Consider the following 18656-nt stretch of genomic DNA (forward strand, 5'->3'; position numbering starts at 1 on the left):
TCCGTCACGGCGTTCGTCAGGCCTGCTCGGCGTCCGCAGCCGGAGCCTCGGGGGCGGCCTCAGCGGCAGCGGCCTCGGGGGCGGCAACCTCGGCGGCAGCGGCCTCGGCAGGCTTCTCGGCCTCTTCGGCCTTCTTGGCCGTGTCGCCCTCGAGCAGGTCGCGCTCCCACTCGGCGAGCGGCTCGCCAGCCGCCTTGTCGGCCTTCACGTCGCCGGTGGCCGCACCGGAGCGGGCGATGAGGCCCTCGGCGACGGCGTCGGCGATGACGCGGGTGAGCAGCGTGACGGAGCGGATCGCGTCGTCGTTGCCGGGGATCTTGTAGTCGACCTCGTCGGGGTCGCAGTTGGTGTCGAGGATCGCGACGACCGGGATGCGGAGCTTGCGCGCCTCGCCGACGGCGATGTGCTCCTTCTTGGTGTCCACGATCCAGACGGCGCTCGGCACCTTCTGCATCTCGCGGATACCACCGAGGGTCTTCTCCAGCTTGGCCTTCTCGCGCGAGAGGACCAGGAGCTCCTTCTTGGTGAGGCCGGAGGCGGCCACATCCTCGAAGTCGATGAGCTCAAGCTCCTTGAGGCGCTGGAGGCGCTTGTAGACGGTCGAGAAGTTGGTGAGCATGCCGCCCAGCCAGCGCTGGTTGACGTAGGGCATGCCGACGCGGGTCGCCTGCTCGGCGATGGCCTCCTGCGCCTGCTTCTTCGTGCCGACGAACATGATGGAGCCGCCGTGCGCGACGGTCTCCTTGACGAACTCGTAGGCGCGGTCGATGTACGACAGCGACTGGAGCAGGTCGATGATGTAGATGCCGTTGCGCTCGGTGAAGATGAAGCGCTTCATCTTCGGGTTCCAACGGCGGGTCTGGTGACCGAAGTGGACGCCGCTCTCCAGCAGCTCCCGCATCGTGACGACGGCCATGGCCGTACTCCTTGGATACTCGGTTACCGCGGCGGCCGGGCGGCCGTCGCGCCTGACACCCCGAACGCGCCTGCCACGGAAGGAGACCTTCCGAAGACCGAGGGACGCGGCCACCGGGCTGCCCGAGAGGGACTGATGCGCCGATGGCGGGGCGTGCGAAGTCGACCCGGTCGCCCGGATCGCCATGTGAAGTGTACGGGACCGGTGCGCCGGCGGGTGACGGCGTTATCCACAACCCGTGAGTAATCCACCGAAGGTCGTCATGATCCCCGCAGACCGGTGATTTACGGCACGGTCGTCGCATGTCTTACACACCCAAACCCCGCCAAGCCCTGAGCACGGTCCGACGCGCATGGCGCCGGTTGCGCCCCGGCCGAGTGATCGCCGCCCCGAGGCGCTCTCCGTCGCCGCCACGCACAAGCGGAGTCGGCGCGCGGGGTGCTCCCTTGGTCCGCTGGCTCGCGGCGGGCGCGACCGCGATCGGCCTCGCCCTCACGGCCTGTGCCGTGGCGCTGTACGCAGACGCCCGCGCGAGCGAGCGAGGCGACTGGCCCGACACGGAGAACGCCGCTTCGGCCCCCTCGCGAGTACGAGTCGCCGCACAGGCCCGCACCGGTGAGCGCGCACCTGCGTTGGACGACCCGGATTCGCCTGCCACCATCCGGCTTCCCACCACCCCGGCCCACGTGCCCCCCGCCCCGTCGGCCGCCCCGCGCCAAGCCCCGTCGCCGGCCAGCGCCTCGGAAACACCCACCGGGCGCCTCGGCGCTGCGACCGGCCCCTTCCTCCCGCCGGTCCCACTCCTGGGTACGTCGCCGCGCGCTGCGAAGCCGGCCCCGTCCGCTCCCTTACGGCCCCCGACGGCCCGACAGCCCCGCCCCGTAGCGGACCGTGCCTGGCCGGTGGACGGAGCTGTGGGGGCGCTGCGACCCACGGTGCTCCGCGGCTGGGAGCCGCCTCCCGAGCCGTGGGCCGCCGGGCACCGCGGGGTGGACCTCGCGGCACGCGCCGGGCAGCCGGTGCGGGCTGCCGCATCGGGTCGCGTGACGTTCGCGGGCCGGGTCGCCGGGCGAGGAGTGCTCGCCATCGCGGTGTCCGACAGCGGCAGCCCACCGTTGCGCACGACGTACGAGCCGGTGCGGGCCCTGGTGGCCAAGGGCGACGTGGTGGCGGCGGGGCAGGTGGTGGGCGTGATGGAGGACGGGCCGTTCCACTGCCAGCCCGGGTGCCTGCACTGGGGACTGCGCCGCGGAGATCACTATCTGGACCCGCTGTCGCTGATGCCGCCCACCATGCTGCGCGGCGGCCCCTCTCGGCTACTGCCCACGATCGGCGTCCCGGCGGCTCCGGCCGCCCCCAGGGCTCGGGCCGCCTCGGGCCACCCACAGACTTTCCAGTCCCCGGAGCAGGCCGGCCCACACCGGCACCAACCGATCCGGTACGGCTCGACGCGGGGCCTGGCCCGTTGCGCTTGCCCGCGTGTCCAGCGCGAAGAGAGCGGAGGAACCCGCGCTCGTCGGTTCTGCCACAACACCCGCCCCGTCGCCCCACCGAAACCACGGCGCAGCCGTCCTCGCGCCGCGGCCATGGTGCCGGCGGAATGGGCGCATGTTCTGGTCGTGACCGCCGTGGCCGCCTGGGCGCGGCTACGCCTGGGGCGTCGAGCGGCGGCTCAGCCGCACACTCCGCGCAAGGCCGTGGCAACGGCGGCGTCCGTGATACGTCCGGGGTCCTCCGCGGCGCCCAGTTCGATGCGTCGGACGGCCGCGTCGACCACGCCCTGCAACAGCATCGCGGTCAGCCTGGGCTCCTCGTGACCGAGCGCGCCCAGCGCCTCGACCACCATGGCGATCAGCCCACCGTGCGCGGCCCGGATCTTCTCCCGCGCCCCCGCGTCCAGCTCCCCCGCGGAGATCGCCACCACGGCCCGGTGGCGTCGGTCGCCCACCAGCGCCAACTGTTGTCGGACGTACGCCTCGATCTTGGCCTCGGCGGTGTCGGCTCGCTCCATGGCGGCCTCGACCTCGGCCGCCCACACGGGGAAGTCCACGGCACACAGCTCTTCGACCACGGCGGCCCGCGACCGGAAATACTCATAGACCGACGACCTGGCGAGCCCCGTCCGCTCCGCGAGGGCGGGGAACGTCAGCGCGTCGGTACCGCCTTCAGACAGCAAGGTACGGGCGGCGTCCAGCAGGGCGCCGCGCTGCATCGTCCGGTGCTCGGCCACCGAGGCCGCTCGAATCCTGGGCACTCCTCCACTTTACGTACGTGCGCCACGCACCACGACGGAGGAGGGACGATTCAGCGCCCGACGTCGGCCAGTTTCGCACGCAACTGGAGCACGGACTTCGTGTGAATCTGACTGACACGGCCCTCCGTGACGCCGAGTACCTGCCCAATTTCAGCCAGTGTGAGGCCCTCGTAGTAGTAGAGCGTCACCACGGTCTTCTCCCGCTCCGGCAGGGTGTTGATGGCGCGCGCGAGCAGTCGTCGTAGCTCTCGGTCCTCGGCGACCTCCACGGGGTCGTCAGCGGCCTGGTCCTCCAGCGTGTCGCCGAGGGTGAGTCGATCGCTGCCCTCTCCCCCGACGTGCAGCAACTCCTCCAGAGCCACCACGTTGGCCAGGGACAACTGGCTGAAAACGCCATGCAGTTCTTCGAGGCCGATCCCCATCTCGGCGGCGACCTCCACTTCCGAGGGCGTGCGGCGCAGGGCGGCCTCCAGCGTGGCGTACGCGCGCTCCACCGCCCGGGCCTTCTGTCGTACCGAGCGGGGAATCCAGTCCAGGGCCCGCAGTTCGTCGATCATGGCACCGCGGATGCGGGTGATGGCGTAGGTCTCGAACTTGATGGCCCGCTCGGGGTCGAACTTCTCGATGGCGTCGATGAGGCCGAAGACTCCGGACGACACGAAGTCCGCCTGCTCGACGTTGGCCGGCAGCCCCACGCTGACGCGGCCAGCCACGTACTTCACCAGCGGCGAGTAGTGCAGGATCAACTGTTCCCGCAGCCTCTCGTCCCCGGTGGCCTTGTAGGAGCGCCACAGTTCTTCGAGGGATGAGGGCGCGGGTGGCCGGACAGCGCCGCGGGCAGCGGGCGGCACCGTCGCGCGTTCAGACCCGGAGGTGTGCTGGGGCATGCGTCGCCTTGAGCCGTTCTGCCGTGACGTGGGTCAGGACGTGTGCCCGCGTCGGAATCCTTGTGAGCGTAGCGTGACTGATACGTCGCAGTGTGCGAGCGACAGGGGCTATGCGATGCGCAGATTCGTTCCGTTCTCCGCACCCCGGAGTTACGGTCGCCAGCGCGGACGGCGACCGCAATGCCGGCTCTACAACGGCGTATACGGTCATCTCCCACACCCTTTCACCCAATTGCCGCAAATCAAGAACCGCCTCGCCGCGAGCTTTTCCCCTGTTGTTCCGGGCGGGCCAACTCCCAACGCTCACCGGTTCGTTGGACGAAACCGAGGGAGAGCAATTCGTAGAGCCTGGTCAACGTTTCGTCGTGGCTCATCCCCGCGTCCCGGGCCACTGCCCGGGTGTCACTCGTGCCGCGGGCGGGCAGCGCTTCCAGCACCTGGGCGGCTGCGGCCTCCAGCAGGTCCCGCCCCACGACGGGGCCTTGTCGGCTTGGCGCGAGGTCCCCGATGCTGCCGACCAGCTCGACCACTTCGTCGGCGTCGCTCACCAGCAGCGCCTCCCCGCGCAACAACTCGTGCACGCCGGCGGAGAGTGCGCTGGTCACGGGGCCGGGCACGCCCATCGCGCACCGTCCCAGCCGCTGCGCCCACCGGGCGGTGACCAGGGACCCGCTGCGGTACTGGGCCTCGACGACGACCGTGCCGCGGGTGAGGGCCGCGATGACCCGGTTGCGCAACACGAACCGGCTACGCGTGGGGTGGCTGCCCGGGGGCAGCTCCGCCAACACGAGGCCCTGCTCCGCCACCCTGTCGATCAGCTCCGTGTGGCCACGTGGGTAGGGAACGTTCGCCCCGGAGGCGAGCACGGCGATGGTCGCCCCGTTCGCGCTGAGGGCGCCCCGGTGGACCGCTCCGTCCACCCCGTAGGCCGCCCCGGACGTCACCACCCAGCCCCGTTCGGCGAGCCCGGCGCCCAGCGTGGTCGCCACGTGCGCCCCGTAGTCCGTGCAGGCCCGCGCGCCGACCACGGCCACCGACCGCAGCGCCCACATCCGCAGCGACGCCGCCCCGCGCACCCACAGCCCCACGGGTCGGGCGTCTTCGAGGTCGTCGAGCTGACTCGGCCACTCCGCGTCCTCCGGGCAGACGAAGCGCCCGCCGAGCGCCTCCATGGCGGCCAGGTCGCCGGCCGGGTCGAGCCGGGCGGCACGGAGCGCGCAGCCGGCAAGGCGTCGGTCACTCGCCCCCGGCGGTGGTGCGTCGTCACCGGTCAGCGCGCGTCGCAGCGCTACGGGGCCGAGCTCGCGCAGCCATCGGCCCACGACCTCGTCCCCCGGTTCCGTCAGCCGGGTCAGCGCGGCTCGGGCCAGCCGCACATCGTCGTCGACCCGCTGCCTGGCGGCGCCCCCCGTGGCGGGCTCGGGGCGCTGGCTCGGGGCGCCGCCCTCCGCGGCGGCCGGGCCCGGGGCCATCACGCGCGTCCCATCGGCTGGGGCACGCCGCGGTTGACGCCGGTGCGCAACTGCAGGGCCTGTGCGACGTCATCCCGCGTCGGCCGGTCGTGGCCGGCCAGGTCTGCCACGGTCCAGGCGACGCGCAACACCCGGTCCAGCCCGCGTGCCGTGAGCACGCCCCGTTCCATGTCGCGCTCCGCCTCGCGCAGCGCTCCGGGGGCCAGCGGCCAGCGTGTGCGCAGTTCGTACCCGGGGACCGCGCCGTTCACCGTCCAGGGCGTTCCGGCATAGCGCGCGCCGGCCCGCTCCCTGGCCTCACGTACGCGGGCCGCCACCACCGCGGTGTTCTCCGCCCGACCCAGCTCGCCAGCCAGCTCCGCCCGGCTCACCGGTCCCACTCGGACACGCAGGTCCACCCGGTCGAGGAGTGGGCCCGACAGCCTGGCCTGGTAGCGGCGGATGAGGGCGGGCGAACACGCGCACCCGTCCCCAGGCTGCCCGTGCCGCCCGCAGGGGCACGGGTTGGCGGCCAGCAACAGCAGGAACCGGGCCGGCATCCGCATCACCCCGGCCGACCTGGCCACCACCACGTGTCCCGACTCCAGCGGCTGCCGCAGCGCCTCCAAGGCGCGCCCGCTGAACTCGGCGGCTTCATCCAGAAAAAGGACCCCGTTGTGGGCCAGCGAGACAGCACCCGGTCGAGGGATGCCGGTGCCTCCGCCCACCAGTGAGGCCATCGTCGCGGAGTGGTGCGGAGCGCAGTACGGCGGTACGTCCAGGAGTGGCTTGCCCGGCGGGAGGACGCCTGCCACGGAGTGCACCGCGGTGACCTCGAGCGCCTCGTCTCGCGTGAGCGGCGGCAACAACCCCGGCAGCCGCTCCGCCAGCATCGTCTTGCCCGCACCTGGAGGGCCCTTCAGGTAAATGTGGTGGCCGCCGGCCGCCGCCACCTCCAGTGCCTTGCGGGCACCCTGCTGACCTGCCACGTCGGCCATGTCGAGCCGCCGGGCGGGCCCGGCGCGGCCGACCGTGCCCGTACCCGCGCCGGCGCCCGGCAGCACGAGGCCCGCCAGCATGGGGTCGGGCCGCCCCTGGTCCGGCTCCTCCGCCTCCTCGGGCACCGGCGCGTCGGTCAGGATGGCCACCAACTGCCGCAGGCTGCGCACGCCCAGCACGGAGACGCCCGGCACCAGCATCGCCTCGGCTGCGGTCTGCTCCGGGACGACGACCTGTCGGTACCCCGCGTCGGCGGCGGCGAGCACGGCCGGCAGCACGCCACGCACCGGTCGCACCCGTCCGTCCAGCCCCAGTTCGCCGATCATCATCAGGTCGGCGATCTCCCGCGGATCGATGAAATCGGCCGCGGCGAGGACGGCGCAGGCCACCGCGAGGTCGAATCCGCTGCCGGCCTTGGGAACGGAGGCGGGGCTCAGCCCTACCGTGAGCTTCTTCTGCGGCCACTCGGCGCCCGAGTTCACGACGGCCGCCCGAACCCGGTCCCGGCTCTCGGACAGGCTCTTGTCCGGCAGCCCCACGAGCGTGAACGCCGCTACGCCCGGCTCCAGATCCGCCTGCACCTCGACCACGACCCCCTCGACGCCGACGAGCGCCACCGAGCACGTGCGAGCGAAGCCCATCAGGACACCCCCCGCACGTGCTCGACGGCCGGCGCGCCACGGTCCGGCAACCGCACGCCCACCACGTCGATGCGCACCCCGCCGGCCGGCGGCCCGCCGTACCGCTCCAGCCAACGGGCGGCGAGCCGGCGCAGGCGCTCGGCCTTGGCCTGGCCGATGGCGGCCATCGGGTCCTCGTACGCGCTGGCTCTGCGGGTCTTCACCTCGCAGATGACCAGCGCGTCGCCGTCCAGGGCCACGATGTCGATCTCGCCCTCGCGGCAGCGCCAGTTGCGCGCCAGGACGAGCATCCCGGCTGCCACCAGTCGCCTCACCGCCAGGTTCTCGCCGTAGGCGCCGAGGGCGCGGCGGGCCGACGAGGGGCGGGGTCGATCAGCGGTGGGGGGACAGGCCCCGGGCGTCGGGCGCGGTGGCGCGGACGGGGCGGAGCTGGGGCGTGGCGCGCCGGCCTCGCTGGGGGCGGGGTGGGCGGGGGATCGTTTCCGGGATGTTCGCGGCATGAGTAGTACCTCCGGCACTGACGGTGCCGGAGGGGTCGCGAACTTTTGGATCTTGGTGGATGGCCGGGGTGCTGGGGAAAACTCGCTCACCCATGCGAGTGAAGAAACCTTCGCTCACTGGGTCGACCGGGCAGCGGTCAGTTATTGAAACCGGATTCGCCCGAGGTGAGGTCCAGGTCGCTCTTGTTGAGCTCCTCGATGTTCACGTCCTTGAACGTCAGCACCCGCACCTGTTTGACGAAGCGCGCCGGCCGGTACATGTCCCAGACCCACGCGTCCGCCATGGAGACCTCGAAGAAGACCTCGCCCTGGACCGAGTGCACCTGCATCTCGTAGTCGTTGGTGAGGTAGAAGCGCCGCTCGGTCTCGATCACGTATTTGAACAGACCGACGACGTCGCGGTACTCCCGGTAGAGCTTCAGCTCCATCTCGGTCTCGTACTTTTCGAGGTCCTCGGCGCTCATGGCATGTTCCCCTTCAGCCGTGCGTCCCCCCATTGTGCGTCAGACACGCTCCGTCTCCAGGACCACCGGCGCGGTAGGGGGGCCCTCGTCGAGCAACGTACGCAGCAGTTCGGCGAGCCTGGTCGGGTACACCGTCTCACGAGTGGCGAACAGTTCTTCGGCGGTCCACCATCGAAGCCCGGCGACGCTGCGCCGCTCCAGGTCGGTCTGACCGGCGGTTCGGGTCCGCGTCTGCTCCGTCCTGGCCAGGTAGTACCACTCGTCCTGGTCCCATCGGCGCCCGTCGAACGGGAAGGAGCACACCCGCTGCCAGATCACCGGTCCCAGTCGTACGTCGGTGATCCCCGTCTCCTCGGCCAGTTCCCGCAGCGCCGCCTGCTCGCGGGTCTCCCCCGCCTCGACGCCGCCACCGGGGGTGAACCACCAGGTGGACGACGGATCGTGTGGCTCGTATCCGTGCATCAGCAGGATGCGGTCGTCGGGGCCCAGCAGGATCACCCTCGCGACCTTGCGCAGTTCGGGCCCGGCCGAGCCCTCCCGTATGTCGTCAGCCACCGTTCTTCGCCGTTCCTTCCCCGCCCCGTCCGGGCCGGCCCGCACCGTCGGCCTGCGCGGAGCTGTTTCCCGGAGTCTGCGCGCCCGGCGCCGCCGCTCCGTGCTCCGCGCCGCTGGCCCTCGTGCCCGCCCCGCGTCCGGGGGGCGTCCGCTGGGTGGGCGGCGCGGCCCCGGTGCCGCGCGGGGCGCCGCTCCGTGCCCCGTGCTCCGTGCCCCGTGTGGCGCCGCTACGTGGCTTGCCCTTGCCGCCCCTACGGTTCGCGATCGGGCCGTAGGCGGCCCCGCCGAGAATGAGTACGGCGCCGGCCACCACCATGCCGGTGATCAGGCTCAGCGGCCCGCGCTGCGAGACCCCGCCCGGCAGTTCGTCGAAGCCAGACGCCTGCTCCAACATCCCCAGGGAGCCCAGGGGCCAGACCGCCGCTTCCACCCGCGCTTGGACGGCGGTCCGCGGTACGGCGCCCTGGTCGCCGTCTGCCAGGTGGCCTCGCGAGTCGACCGAGGTGTCCCGGTTGTCGCCGAGCAGGAAGAGCTGGTCCCGGGGCACCGTCGCGGAGAACACGGTCGGCGAGGCTGGGCCCTGGCGCTCCAGGTACGGCTCGTCGATGGCCTTGCCGTTGACCGTGAGGCGCCCCTGCTTGTCGCAGCAGGCGACCTTGTCGCCGCCGACCCCGACCACGCGCTTGACCATCGGCAGGTCGCTCCACACCTGGTCGCGGAAGACGACGACGTCCCCCCGGTGCACGTCGTCGCCGTCAACGCGCTCGGCGAGGACCCGATCGTCCCTGGCGATGGTCGGCGCCATGGAGTCGGTGGGCACGGCGTACGGCTCGTACAGCACGGCGCCCCAGGCGAAGCCGCCGAGGAAGAGCACGCAGCCGAGTGCCACCGCCAGCCCCGACACCACGCTGCCGCGACGGCTGTGGCCGTCGCTCGTCCGTCGCGGTCCGCCCATTCCACTCCCCTGTCACCCGCCGGCGCTCCGTACGAGCCGCCCCGTGCCCCGATCGCGCCGGATGCCCCGTGCGGACTCCGCAGCGGCTCCGTGCGCGCGGCGGGCCGGAGCCGGCACTCAAGCCAGCACGGGTCCGCACCTTACCCGGCGGTATGGGCGCCGTCAGCTCTTCGCTTCCGCCTTCTTGATCAGCCGCCGCCTGCGCCACAACACCAGGGGCAGGGCGCCGGCGAACCCGGCGATCGTCGGCGTCATCGACGCCGCCGCGCTCAGCCCCGGCTGGTCGAAGGTGTCCGGAACCGGCAGCGTGCCCCAGCGGTTGATCGGCCACGCCTTGACGATCGCCCGGCCCACGACCTCGTCGTTCGACACGGTGCCGTTGTCCAGGTTCTGGTGGTAGCGGGAGTCGAGGGAGTCCTGACGGTGGTCGCCCATGACCCAGATCCGGCCCTCGGGCACGTGGATCGGGCCGAACTCCTTGTCACCGCACGGAGTGTCACCAGGGAAGATGTACGGCTCGTCCAGTGCCTTGCCGTTGACCTTGACCGGGCCGTCGTTCTTGCACTCGACCGTGTCGCCACCGACCGCGATCACGCGCTTGATCAGGTCTTTCTCCTCCGCCGACGGCATCAGGCCGATGAAGCTGAGGACCTTCTGCATGCCTTCGGCGATCGGCCCCGAGTCGGACTGCGGCGCCTCGTCCAGCCAGCCGCCCGGATCGTGGAAGACGACGACCTCGCCGCGCTCGGGCTCCGAGCCGAACCACGGCGTGAGCTTGTCGACCAGCACCCGGTCGCCGCGCTGCAGAGTGTTCTGCATGGAGTCGGAGGGAATGGAGAACGCCTGCACCAGGAACGTCTTGATCAGCAGTGCGAGCAGCAGCGCGATACCAACGAGGAGCGGTAGCTCCTTCCAGAAGGAACGGTGCTTCGCCCGCCGGGCCCGCGCGCGCTGCTCCTCCTCGCTGGGCTCGGTGGCCGCGGTGCTGGCCTGGCCGTCGGCGGGCCCTCCGGGGGCGCCCGGCTCGGCCACGGCGTCCTCCGGCTCGGTGCCCTGGGCGCCGCGCGGGCGGGCGACGTCGTCGCCGTCCGGCCCCGCACCGTCGCGGTGCTGCCGGGCCTCCTGGCCGGACCCACCGAGACCGTCGCCCCGACCCGCGTCGTACGGGGTCTCGGCCTCGGACGCCCCGTTCACGGGTGACTCACCGGGGTGCTCGGGGCGCCTCTCGGGCTCTTCGTGTCCGGATCGTGCGCCGACCGCCAAATCCCCCACATCCACTCCTCTTGCCGCGCTGCCGCCTGCCCCAGGTTCGACGCAGGCCCACCAACCCCATAACGAGCGGGAGTTCCGCAAGGGTCGGGAGATGGGTCAATCCCTGCGCTTCCGGAGAAAGCACAGAGCCGGAAGACACACTATGCGGAGCCCCGCCCGCCTGGGACGGAGCGTCACTCGCGTCGCCTACGGAGGCGAAGGTTTCCGGCTCCTCCAGCCGCCGCCAGTGGCCGATCGGCCAGGCGATGACCACGGCCTTCCCGACAACCAGGTCCTCGGAGATCGTGCCACGCCCCTCGTCGTCGAGGTGGTAGCGCGAGTCGGCCGAGTTCGACCGGTGGTCGCCCATGACGAAGATACGCCCCGGGGGCACCCGCACCGTGAACTTCAGCTTCGACGGCGCATTGTCCGGATGGACGTACGGCTCGTCGATGGGGGTGCCGTTGACAGTGATCCGGCCGTCCTTGTCACAACAGCGCACCGTGTCACCGCCGACGGCCACGACGCGTTTGATCAGGTCCTGTTCGTCAGCCGATGGCAGTAGTCCGATGAACGTCAGGAACTGCTTGGCCTGCTTGATACCCACGGGGGCGTCGTCACTGGGCTTGTGCTCGTTTTCCAGCCATCCTCCGGGGTCCTTGAAGACCACGACGTCGCCGCGCTCGGGCTTGGCGCCGAACCAGGGCGTGAGCTTGTCCACGAGCACCCGGTCGCCGATCTTGATGGTCTGTTCCATGGAACCGGAGGGGATCACGAACGCCTGTACCAGGAAGGTCTTCAGCACCAACGCGATGAGCAGCGCCACCGCGACGAGGAGCGGTATCTCGCGCAGCGTCGAGCGACGCCGCCTGCGTCTGACGCGGCGGGCCGCCTTGCGTCGCTCGGCCCGACCGCCCGACTGGCGCGGCGACGGTCGCTCCGTGTCACCCTCGTACGCCGTCGCGGGCTCCGTCAGCTCGCCGTCGAGCGCTACGGGGCCCGCGCCAGGCCCCGTGCCGAGATCCGTCGTGTCGTCAACCGCGACGGCCGGCCGCGCGGTGCGCGGCGGTGCCCCTACGCCCCGGGGCCCCGACGGGGCGGGCGCGTGCCGGGTCGGTGTCGCGTGCGAGCCGTACTGCCCGGGGGCCGTGGGCGGCGGGTGGGCGGGTGCTCCGTAGGGCGGGGTGGGCGCTCCGTAGCCGCCCGGCGCCGCCGCCTCGGGTGGGCGACCGCGCGCCTGGTGCGGGGCCACGGGCGGGGCGGTGGGCGCACCCTTTGGGGCAGCCCCGTGTGGCCCCGCGCCGGCTGCTCCGCGCTCGGGGCTCCAGGCGTCGCGCCGGGGCCTCGTAGGGCCGGCTCCTGGGTTCTGGCCGGAGGCCGCGCCGGCGGGCGCCCCGGGCCCCGTGCCCTGGGCGGGCTCCGCTCCGTAACCTTCCGCTTCGTGGCCCCGCGCTCCGTGGCCCCGTGCTCCGTGCCCCGTGGACGGGGCGCCGGTGGGGCCGCCGGGCGGTACCGCTTCGTGCGGCGGCTCCGGGGGGTGGGGGCCGGAACGCGGCCGTCCGCGGTTACCCATGGCGCCGGCCCGAGGCCGGCGTCCCGCCGGGCTCCGGCACCTGGGCGAAGGCGTCGGGGCGGTGCAGGGAACGAACGCGGTTCAGCGGCCAGCCGATCCAGTCGGCCCGCCCGATGACCTTCTCCACGGGCACGAAGCCGCCTCCCGGCGCGCCGAGGCGGTCCCGGGAGTCGCGCGAGGCGCTGCGGTGGTCGCCCATCACCCACAGCTTGCCTTCGGGCACCACGACGTCGAAGGGCACGCGGGACGGGGCGTCTCCGGGGTACAGGTAGTCCTCGTCCACCGCCTGACCGTTCACCTTGATCCTCCCCCGCTTGTCGCAGCAGGTGACCCGGTCGCCTCCGACGCCCACCACGCGCTTGACGTAATCGGTCTCGGCGGGTTCGGCCAGGCCGACCGCCGAAGCCGCCGAGCGCAGCAGCGACGTCACGGGGTTCTCCGGTGGGTACTCCTCCGCGAAGGAGCCGGTGCCGTCGAAGACCACGACGTCGCCGCGCCGCGGCGTATCACCGAAACGGTACGCCAGCTTGTTCACCAGCACCCGGTCCCCGACCTTGAGGGTGTTCTCCATCGAGGTGCTGGGGATGAGGAAGGGCTGCACCAGGAAGGCGCTCAGCAGCAGGACACACGTCACGCACGCCGCGGCCAGCAGCCCCGTCCGGCGCCAGGGGCCGCCGCCGGTCAGCCACGGGAAACGCGAAGAGCGCGACCGCTGCTCCGGACCCGGTTCGGGGTCGGGAGAGCGGTCGCGCTCCGAGATCTGTGCGTCGGTGTCCATCGGGCCCAGAGCCTATCCGGCCATGCTGTGACCGCCCGGCACGCCCTCGGCTCAGTTGTCGCGCTTCTCCTTGATCTTCGCGGCCTTGCCGCGGAGGTCACGGAGGTAGTACAGCTTCGCACGGCGGACGTCACCGCGGGTCACGAGTTCGATCTTCTCGACGATCGGGGTGTGAACCGGGAAGGTGCGCTCGACGCCGACGCTGAAGCTGACCTTGCGGACGGTGAAGGTCTCCCGCACGCCGGAGCCCTGGCGGCGGATGACAACGCCCTTAAACTGCTGCACACGAGAGCGGTTGCCCTCGATGACGCGGACGTGGACGTTGACCGTGTCGCCGGGGCGGAAGGCCGGGACGTCGCTGCGCAGCGACGCGGCGTCGACGTTGTCGAGAAGGTGCATGACCGTCTGCTTTCTTCGCTGATGCCACAGGTCATCAACGGGATTTCGGAATGATCGATGAGTGTTGTCGATCCGCCGGGCGGGCGTCGTTCCCCCTGTGGCAGGGGCGCGCGCTAGGCGGACAACAGCGGCCTATTCTTCCACGGCCGCCCCCGGCGGCCCAAATCGGCCATCTGCCCGCTGCTGCCAGCCCAGGGCGGCCAGAATCGCGCGGTCGCCCTTGTCGAACGACGCGGGGTCGCACCGTTCGATCAGGTCGGGGCGGTTGCTCGCGGTGCGCCGGAACGCCTCGTCCCTACGCCACCGGGCGATCTTCCCGTGGTGCCCGCTGACCAGCACGTCGGGGATGGTGCGGCCACGCCACTCCGGCGGCTTGGTGTAGACGGGGCCCTCCAACAGGTCGGCCATGGCCCCGGGGGCGAAGGAGTCGTCGCGGTGTGACTCGGCGTTGCCGAGCACGCCGGGCAGCAGCCGGGCGACCGCCTCGGTGATCACCAGGACGGCCGCCTCGCCGCCGGCGAGCACGTAGTCGCCGATGGAGACCTCGTACACGTCAAGGCGCTGCCCGTACTCGTCGATGACGCGACGGTCGATGCCTTCGTAGCGGGCCGGCGCGAAAACCAGCCACGGCCGCTCGGAGAGCTCCATCGCCAGCGCCTGGGTGAAGGGCCGCCCGCTGGGCGTCGGTACGACCAGGGCGGGGCCGGCCCCGTCCCGCTCCGCACCCGAGTCGAGTACGGCGTCGAGCGCCTCGCCCCACGGCTCGGGCTTCATCACCATGCCCGGGCCGCCGCCGTACGGGGTGTCGTCGACCGTGTTGTGCCGGTCGTGCGTCCACTCCCGCAGGTCGTGTACGCGCACGTCGAGCTGGCCACGGGCGCGCGCCTTGCCGACCAGCGACACGTTGAGCGGCTCCAGGTACTCCGGAAAGATCGTGATGACGTCGAGCCGCATCAGGCGTCGTCCCCGCCCCGTGCCACCTCGGCCGCCCCGTCGTCCAGCAGTCCCGGCGGCGGGTCGATGATCGCCCGCTGCTCCGTGAGGTCGATCTCGGGGACGATCTCGGTGACGAACGGCACCATGACCTCGCCCCCGTCGGGACGCCGCACGATGAGCAGATCCTGGTAGGGCAGGTGGGAGATCTCCGCGATGCGCCCCACCAGGGTCCCGTCCACGGTCACCACGTCCAGGTCGATGAGCTGGTGGTCGTAGAACTCCTCGGGGTCCTCGGGGACGTCCTCGGGATCCACCTCGGCGATCAGCAGGACGTTACGGAGCGCCTCGGCCCCGGTACGGTCGCTGACGCCGGCGAAGCGCAGCAGCAGGCGCCCGCTGTGGACGCGACCGGTTTCGATCGTCAGCGGCCCCGCCGAGGCGGGCTCCGTCGCCAGCACGGAGCCCGGTGCGAGCCGCAGTTCCGGCTCGTCGGTCCGTACCTCGACCGTGACCTCGCCCTTGATGCCGTGGGCGCGGCCGACGCGCGCGACTACCAACTGCACTGTGCGTTTCCTTCTCTGCCGCCGCGTGGGCCACGCGGGGTGGGTGAATCGAACGGAACGGAGGCGGGACGGCGCCACGGGGCGCGTACGGGACGGGTCCCCGGCCGCACGCCCCGCGACACGGAGCACCGGACGGGGCCGGCCGCACGGGGCACGGAGCGGACACACGGCGCGCGGGACACGGGGCGTCGGGCGGGGCTGGCCATACCTTCACCGTAGTGCCGAACGCGGCACGGGCCGGGGACGACAGTTCAGCCGTCCCCGGCCCGTGCCGGTGCTCACTCGCTCTTCAGCGAACCTGGTCCACGTCGACGAGATCGACCCGGATACCTCGGCCGCCGATGGCACCCACGACCGTGCGCAGTGCCCGTGCGGTGCGGCCGTTGCGACCGATCACCTTGCCGAGGTCGTCGGGGTGTACCCGAACCTCCAGAACGCGCCCGCGGCGCAGGACGCGCGAGGCGACCTGCACGTCGTCAGGGTTGTCGACGATGCCCTTGACCAGGTGCTCGAGGGCTTCCTCGAGCATCCTCAGGCCTCGGTCGACTCGGTGGATTCAGCAGCCGGGGCCGCCTCGTCCGACTTCTTGTCGGCCTTCTTCGCCTTCGGGGTGATCGCCTCACCCTTCGGCTCGTCACCGGCGTCCTTGGCCGCGGCCTCGAACAGCGCGCTCTTGTCGGCCTTCGGCTCGGCGACCTTCATCGGCTCCGGAGCCGGCAGGCCCTTGAACTTCTGCCAGTCACCGGTGACCTTGAGGATGGCCGCGACCGGCTCGGTCGGCTGGGCGCCGACGCTCAGCCAGTACTGCACGCGCTCCGAGTCGACCTCGATGCGTGAGGGGTTCTGCACCGGGTGGTACAGGCCGATCTCCTCGATGGCCCGGCCGTCACGGCGGGTACGGGAGTCGGCGACGATGATGCGGTAGTGAGGCGCGCGGATCTTGCCCAGGCGCTTCAGCTTGATCTTGACTGCCACGGGAGTGGTGTCTCCTGGTCTTGACGTGGTTGAGCACTCGATGTGCCGCGTGGGGTTGCGGTACCCGAGTGCCCGATGGACGCGTCAGCCGGAGGAGAGAGGGGTCCTGTTCGACTGTCGAGTACAGCTCGCTATTGTGCCACACCGCGACCGGTCAGCCGACCGCGACCACCTCGGGGATACGGAAGGGCTTCCCGCATCCGCCGCACATGATCGGGGCCTGGGCCAGGACCGATGGGACGACTCTCACGTTGCGTCCACAGTCACACACCGCCTTGACGCGCACGCCGCCGCCCGAGGACCCGTGCCGCGCGGCGGGGCCGCGGAAGCTCCGCGTGGTGTCGGAGGCGGTCGCCACGGTGTGCGCCTTCAGGGCGCGCTGCAGCCGCTCGATGGTCGGGCGGTAGCGCTTTCTCGCTTCTGGGTTCAAGGTCACCAGCGAGAAGCCGCTGCTGGGATGCGGCTCCTCGGCGTGGTCGAGGCCCAACTCCTCGGCGATCGCCAGGAATCGGCGGTTGTGGTAGCGACCGGCGCGCGACGTGTCACGGATACCGCGGGCTGCGGCGATCCCGTGCACGGCCTCGTGCAGCAGCCGTTCGAATGAGAGCTCGTGGCCACAGGCTGACGACGACTCTCCGATCAAGGATTCGGGCGCGGCGAGATCCGGCAGCTCGGGGTGGTGCCGTTGAATGTCGGCCCACGCCAGCGCCAGCTCCGCGGCGAGAACAGGTGGTGTCGTGCTCACGTCGTGACAACGAGCGGTGGCGGCTGGGTGTTCCGATTCCGGGCATCCCAAATAATTTGCACGTACCAGTCGGTTCACGCTGATGCCTCCTGACGAGGGCGGGTGCGCAGATCTGCGGAGGAGCGGCACGGCGCGCGTCAAGCTGGTACGTACCGGTGCGTACGCCCCAGCGTCCGGGCAGGAACCTCGCTTCGGGCGGGCGCCGCGCGCCCGCACCGCACGCCGGCGGCGCTCCGTGTACCGCCCCGCACCGCGCGCCGTGCACCATGGCCGGCACGGCTCCGCGTGCCGCCCCGTCGCTCCGGGCCATGACGTCGTCCAGCCGCGCCGTGCGTGCGGCACGGCTGGAACCCGGACGTCGAATCCGCGCCGAACGGTCACCCCTCGCCGAGGGGCCCGCCTCAGTACGAGCGGGCGACGATGGCGACCGTACCGGGAGCGTCGTCCGCGTCCGGCACCGCACCATCCTCGGCGATCAAACACCGTACGGACACAGCCTGTTCAGCCAGTTTGGCCTCGCCCTCGGGGCCGAGCTTCGCCCATGGGATGCGCGCCCAGCCGCCCGCCGTCGCGGCCTGCGCGGCCTCGTCGAGCGTGGTCACCTCCGTCGTACGGCTCTCCCGGCGCTCACGGGACTGCTGGAGCAGCAGTGCCTGGTCCTCTTCGAGGATCGCCGGCAGGGTCTCGGGCAGGGTCTCCGCGCGGACCGGCTCCTTGCCCCCGGGGATGCGCCGGGCGAGCATGGCGGTGCCGTTCTCCAGGTCGCGCGGGCCGATCTCGATCCGCACCGGTACGCCCTTGAGCTCCCAGTCCACGGCGCGACGGCCGAACGGGACGTCCACCCGGTCGTCGACCTGCACGCGGATGCCGGCGGCCTTCAGCTTGTCGCCCAGGGCCCGCACGGCGGCGACGGACTCCTCGCCCTTGATCGCCAACACCACGGCCTGTACGGGCGCGAGCCGCGGCGGCACCCGCAGGCCGCTGTCATCACCGTGCGACATGATCAGCCCGCCGACCATCCGGGTCGAGACGCCCCACGAGGTCTGCCACACCAGCTCCCGGCCGCCGTCGGCCGAGAGGTACTGGGTGTTGAACGCCTTGGCGAAGTTCTGGCCGAGCTCGTGGCTGGTGCCGAGCTGCAACGCCTTGCCGTCGCCCATCATGCCCTCGAGGGTGAGGGTGTTGATCGCGCCCGCGAACCGTTCCTTCGCGGTCTTGCGCCCGAGCACGACATCGATGCCCAGGACGTTCACCATGAAGTCGGCGTACACCTCGCGGTGGATGCGCGCGGCGTACTCCCGCGCGTCCTCGTACGTGGCGTGCGCCGTGTGCCCCTCCTGCCAGAGGAACTCGGAGGTGCGCAGGAACACCCGCGGGCGCATCTCCCAGCGAACCACGTTGGCCCACTGGTTGATCAGCAGCGGCAGGTCCCGGTAGCTCTGCACCCACTTCGAGAAGTACTCGTTGATGATCGTCTCGGACGTGGGGCGCACCACGACCGGCTCTTCCAGCTCCTTGCCGCCACCGTGCGTGACGACCGCCAGCTCCGGCGCGAAGCCCTCGACGTGCTCGGCCTCGCGGGTCAGGTACGACTGCGGGATGAACAGGGGGAAGTACGCGTTGGCGGCGCCCGCCTCCTTGATCCGGTCGTCCAGCTCCCGCTGCATCCGCTCCCAGAGCCCGTACCCGTACGGTCGGATGACCATGGTGCCGCGCACCGGGCCGTTGTCGGCCAGTTCGGCCTTGTTGATCAGATCCTGGTACCAGCGCGGGAAATCGTCCGCCTGGGGCGTGAGTACGGGAGCCTTTGCCAT

17 protein-coding genes and 3 pseudogenes are annotated in these 18656 nt (G+C 71.7%); 1 reads left to right on the forward strand and 19 read right to left on the reverse strand.

The annotated features are described in order from the left end of the window. Nucleotides 1-16: 16 nt before the first annotated feature. Entirely contained in the window at nt 17-916 is a 900-nt protein-coding gene (gene rpsB / locus AC3CHW_RS07930; protein WP_459250670.1) for a 30S ribosomal protein S2, read from the reverse strand. Nucleotides 917-1575: 659 nt separating this feature from the next. On the opposite strand from rpsB, the pseudogene AC3CHW_RS07935 reads away from it, so the two are divergent. Then, a pseudogene (locus AC3CHW_RS07935) lies at nt 1576-2319 on the forward strand (M23 family metallopeptidase); the annotation flags it as partial. A 269-nt stretch (nt 2320-2588) separates the two neighbouring features. On the opposite strand, the gene AC3CHW_RS07940 reads toward AC3CHW_RS07935, so the two are convergent. The 18 genes and pseudogenes from AC3CHW_RS07940 to proS all read right to left on the reverse strand — a co-directional run bounded on the left by AC3CHW_RS07940 (nt 2589) and on the right by proS (nt 18656). Continuing rightward, a complete protein-coding gene (locus AC3CHW_RS07940; RefSeq protein WP_176166462.1) occupies nt 2589-3146 on the reverse strand; it encodes a TetR/AcrR family transcriptional regulator in 558 nt (185 codons plus the stop codon). 74 nt (nt 3147-3220) lie between these two features. Continuing rightward, nucleotides 3221-4057: an RNA polymerase sigma factor WhiG gene (gene whiG / locus AC3CHW_RS07945; protein WP_187062482.1), complete on the reverse strand. Its 837-nt coding sequence runs from the start codon at nt 4055-4057 to the stop codon at nt 3221-3223. Between the two features lie 242 nt (nt 4058-4299). Further along, nucleotides 4300-5529 (reverse strand): DNA-processing protein DprA, encoded by a 1230-nt coding sequence (gene dprA / locus AC3CHW_RS07950; RefSeq protein WP_488470006.1) that lies wholly within the window; start codon nt 5527-5529, stop codon nt 4300-4302. Next, nucleotides 5529-7148: a YifB family Mg chelatase-like AAA ATPase gene (locus AC3CHW_RS07955; protein ID WP_488470007.1), complete on the reverse strand. Its 1620-nt coding sequence runs from the start codon at nt 7146-7148 to the stop codon at nt 5529-5531. Before AC3CHW_RS07955 ends, dprA begins: the two co-directional genes overlap by 1 nt. Next, nucleotides 7148-7504 (reverse strand): annotated as a pseudogene (locus tag AC3CHW_RS07960) (YraN family protein); the annotation flags it as partial. The pseudogene AC3CHW_RS07960 and the gene AC3CHW_RS07955, both read right to left, overlap by 1 nt. A gap of 281 nt (nt 7505-7785) precedes the next feature. Further along, the gene (locus AC3CHW_RS07965; RefSeq protein WP_176164363.1) at nt 7786-8112 is read right to left on the reverse strand and encodes a DUF2469 domain-containing protein; all 327 of its coding nucleotides are present in this window, start codon (nt 8110-8112) and stop codon (nt 7786-7788) included. Nucleotides 8113-8151: 39 nt separating this feature from the next. Beyond that, the gene (locus tag AC3CHW_RS07970) at nt 8152-8667 is read right to left on the reverse strand and encodes an NUDIX hydrolase (protein WP_398612058.1); all 516 of its coding nucleotides are present in this window, start codon (nt 8665-8667) and stop codon (nt 8152-8154) included. Between the two features lie 220 nt (nt 8668-8887). Next, nucleotides 8888-9622, reverse strand: a pseudogene (gene lepB / locus AC3CHW_RS07975) (signal peptidase I); the annotation flags it as partial. Between the two features lie 162 nt (nt 9623-9784). After that, complete coding sequence (gene lepB / locus AC3CHW_RS07980) at nt 9785-10894, reverse strand: signal peptidase I (RefSeq protein ID WP_488470008.1); 1110 nt, start codon at nt 10892-10894, stop codon at nt 9785-9787. After that, a complete protein-coding gene (lepB, locus tag AC3CHW_RS07985) occupies nt 10824-11849 on the reverse strand; it encodes a signal peptidase I (RefSeq protein WP_488470997.1) in 1026 nt (341 codons plus the stop codon). The genes lepB (AC3CHW_RS07980) and lepB (AC3CHW_RS07985) overlap by 71 nt, the downstream gene beginning before the upstream one ends. Before the next feature lie 589 nt (nt 11850-12438). Beyond that, on the reverse strand, nt 12439-13224 hold the full coding sequence (lepB, locus tag AC3CHW_RS07990; protein WP_488470009.1) for a signal peptidase I: 786 nt from the start codon (nt 13222-13224) through the stop codon (nt 12439-12441). Nucleotides 13225-13275: 51 nt separating this feature from the next. After that, nucleotides 13276-13623 (reverse strand): 50S ribosomal protein L19, encoded by a 348-nt coding sequence (gene rplS, locus AC3CHW_RS07995; protein WP_176164359.1) that lies wholly within the window; start codon nt 13621-13623, stop codon nt 13276-13278. Nucleotides 13624-13755: 132 nt separating this feature from the next. Then, nucleotides 13756-14577, reverse strand: a complete 822-nt coding sequence (gene trmD, locus AC3CHW_RS08000; protein ID WP_488470010.1) for a tRNA (guanosine(37)-N1)-methyltransferase TrmD — start codon at nt 14575-14577, stop codon at nt 13756-13758. After that, nucleotides 14577-15122 carry a ribosome maturation factor RimM gene (gene rimM, locus AC3CHW_RS08005; protein ID WP_381164400.1) on the reverse strand — a complete coding sequence of 182 codons (546 nt, stop codon included), beginning with the start codon at nt 15120-15122 and terminating at the stop codon, nt 14577-14579. Before rimM ends, trmD begins: the two co-directional genes overlap by 1 nt. A 289-nt stretch (nt 15123-15411) precedes the next feature. Further along, nucleotides 15412-15651 (reverse strand): RNA-binding protein, encoded by a 240-nt coding sequence (locus AC3CHW_RS08010; RefSeq protein ID WP_176164356.1) that lies wholly within the window; start codon nt 15649-15651, stop codon nt 15412-15414. A 2-nt stretch (nt 15652-15653) separates the two neighbouring features. Beyond that, a complete protein-coding gene (gene rpsP, locus AC3CHW_RS08015; RefSeq protein WP_176164355.1) occupies nt 15654-16097 on the reverse strand; it encodes a 30S ribosomal protein S16 in 444 nt (147 codons plus the stop codon). 154 nt (nt 16098-16251) lie between these two features. Next, complete coding sequence (locus AC3CHW_RS08020) at nt 16252-16842, reverse strand: hypothetical protein (protein ID WP_176164354.1); 591 nt, start codon at nt 16840-16842, stop codon at nt 16252-16254. Between the two features lie 401 nt (nt 16843-17243). After that, nucleotides 17244-18656: a proline--tRNA ligase gene (gene proS / locus AC3CHW_RS08025; RefSeq protein WP_398612053.1), complete on the reverse strand. Its 1413-nt coding sequence runs from the start codon at nt 18654-18656 to the stop codon at nt 17244-17246.

This window comes from Streptomyces sp. MGP-BFMKR1 (assembly GCF_057766585.1).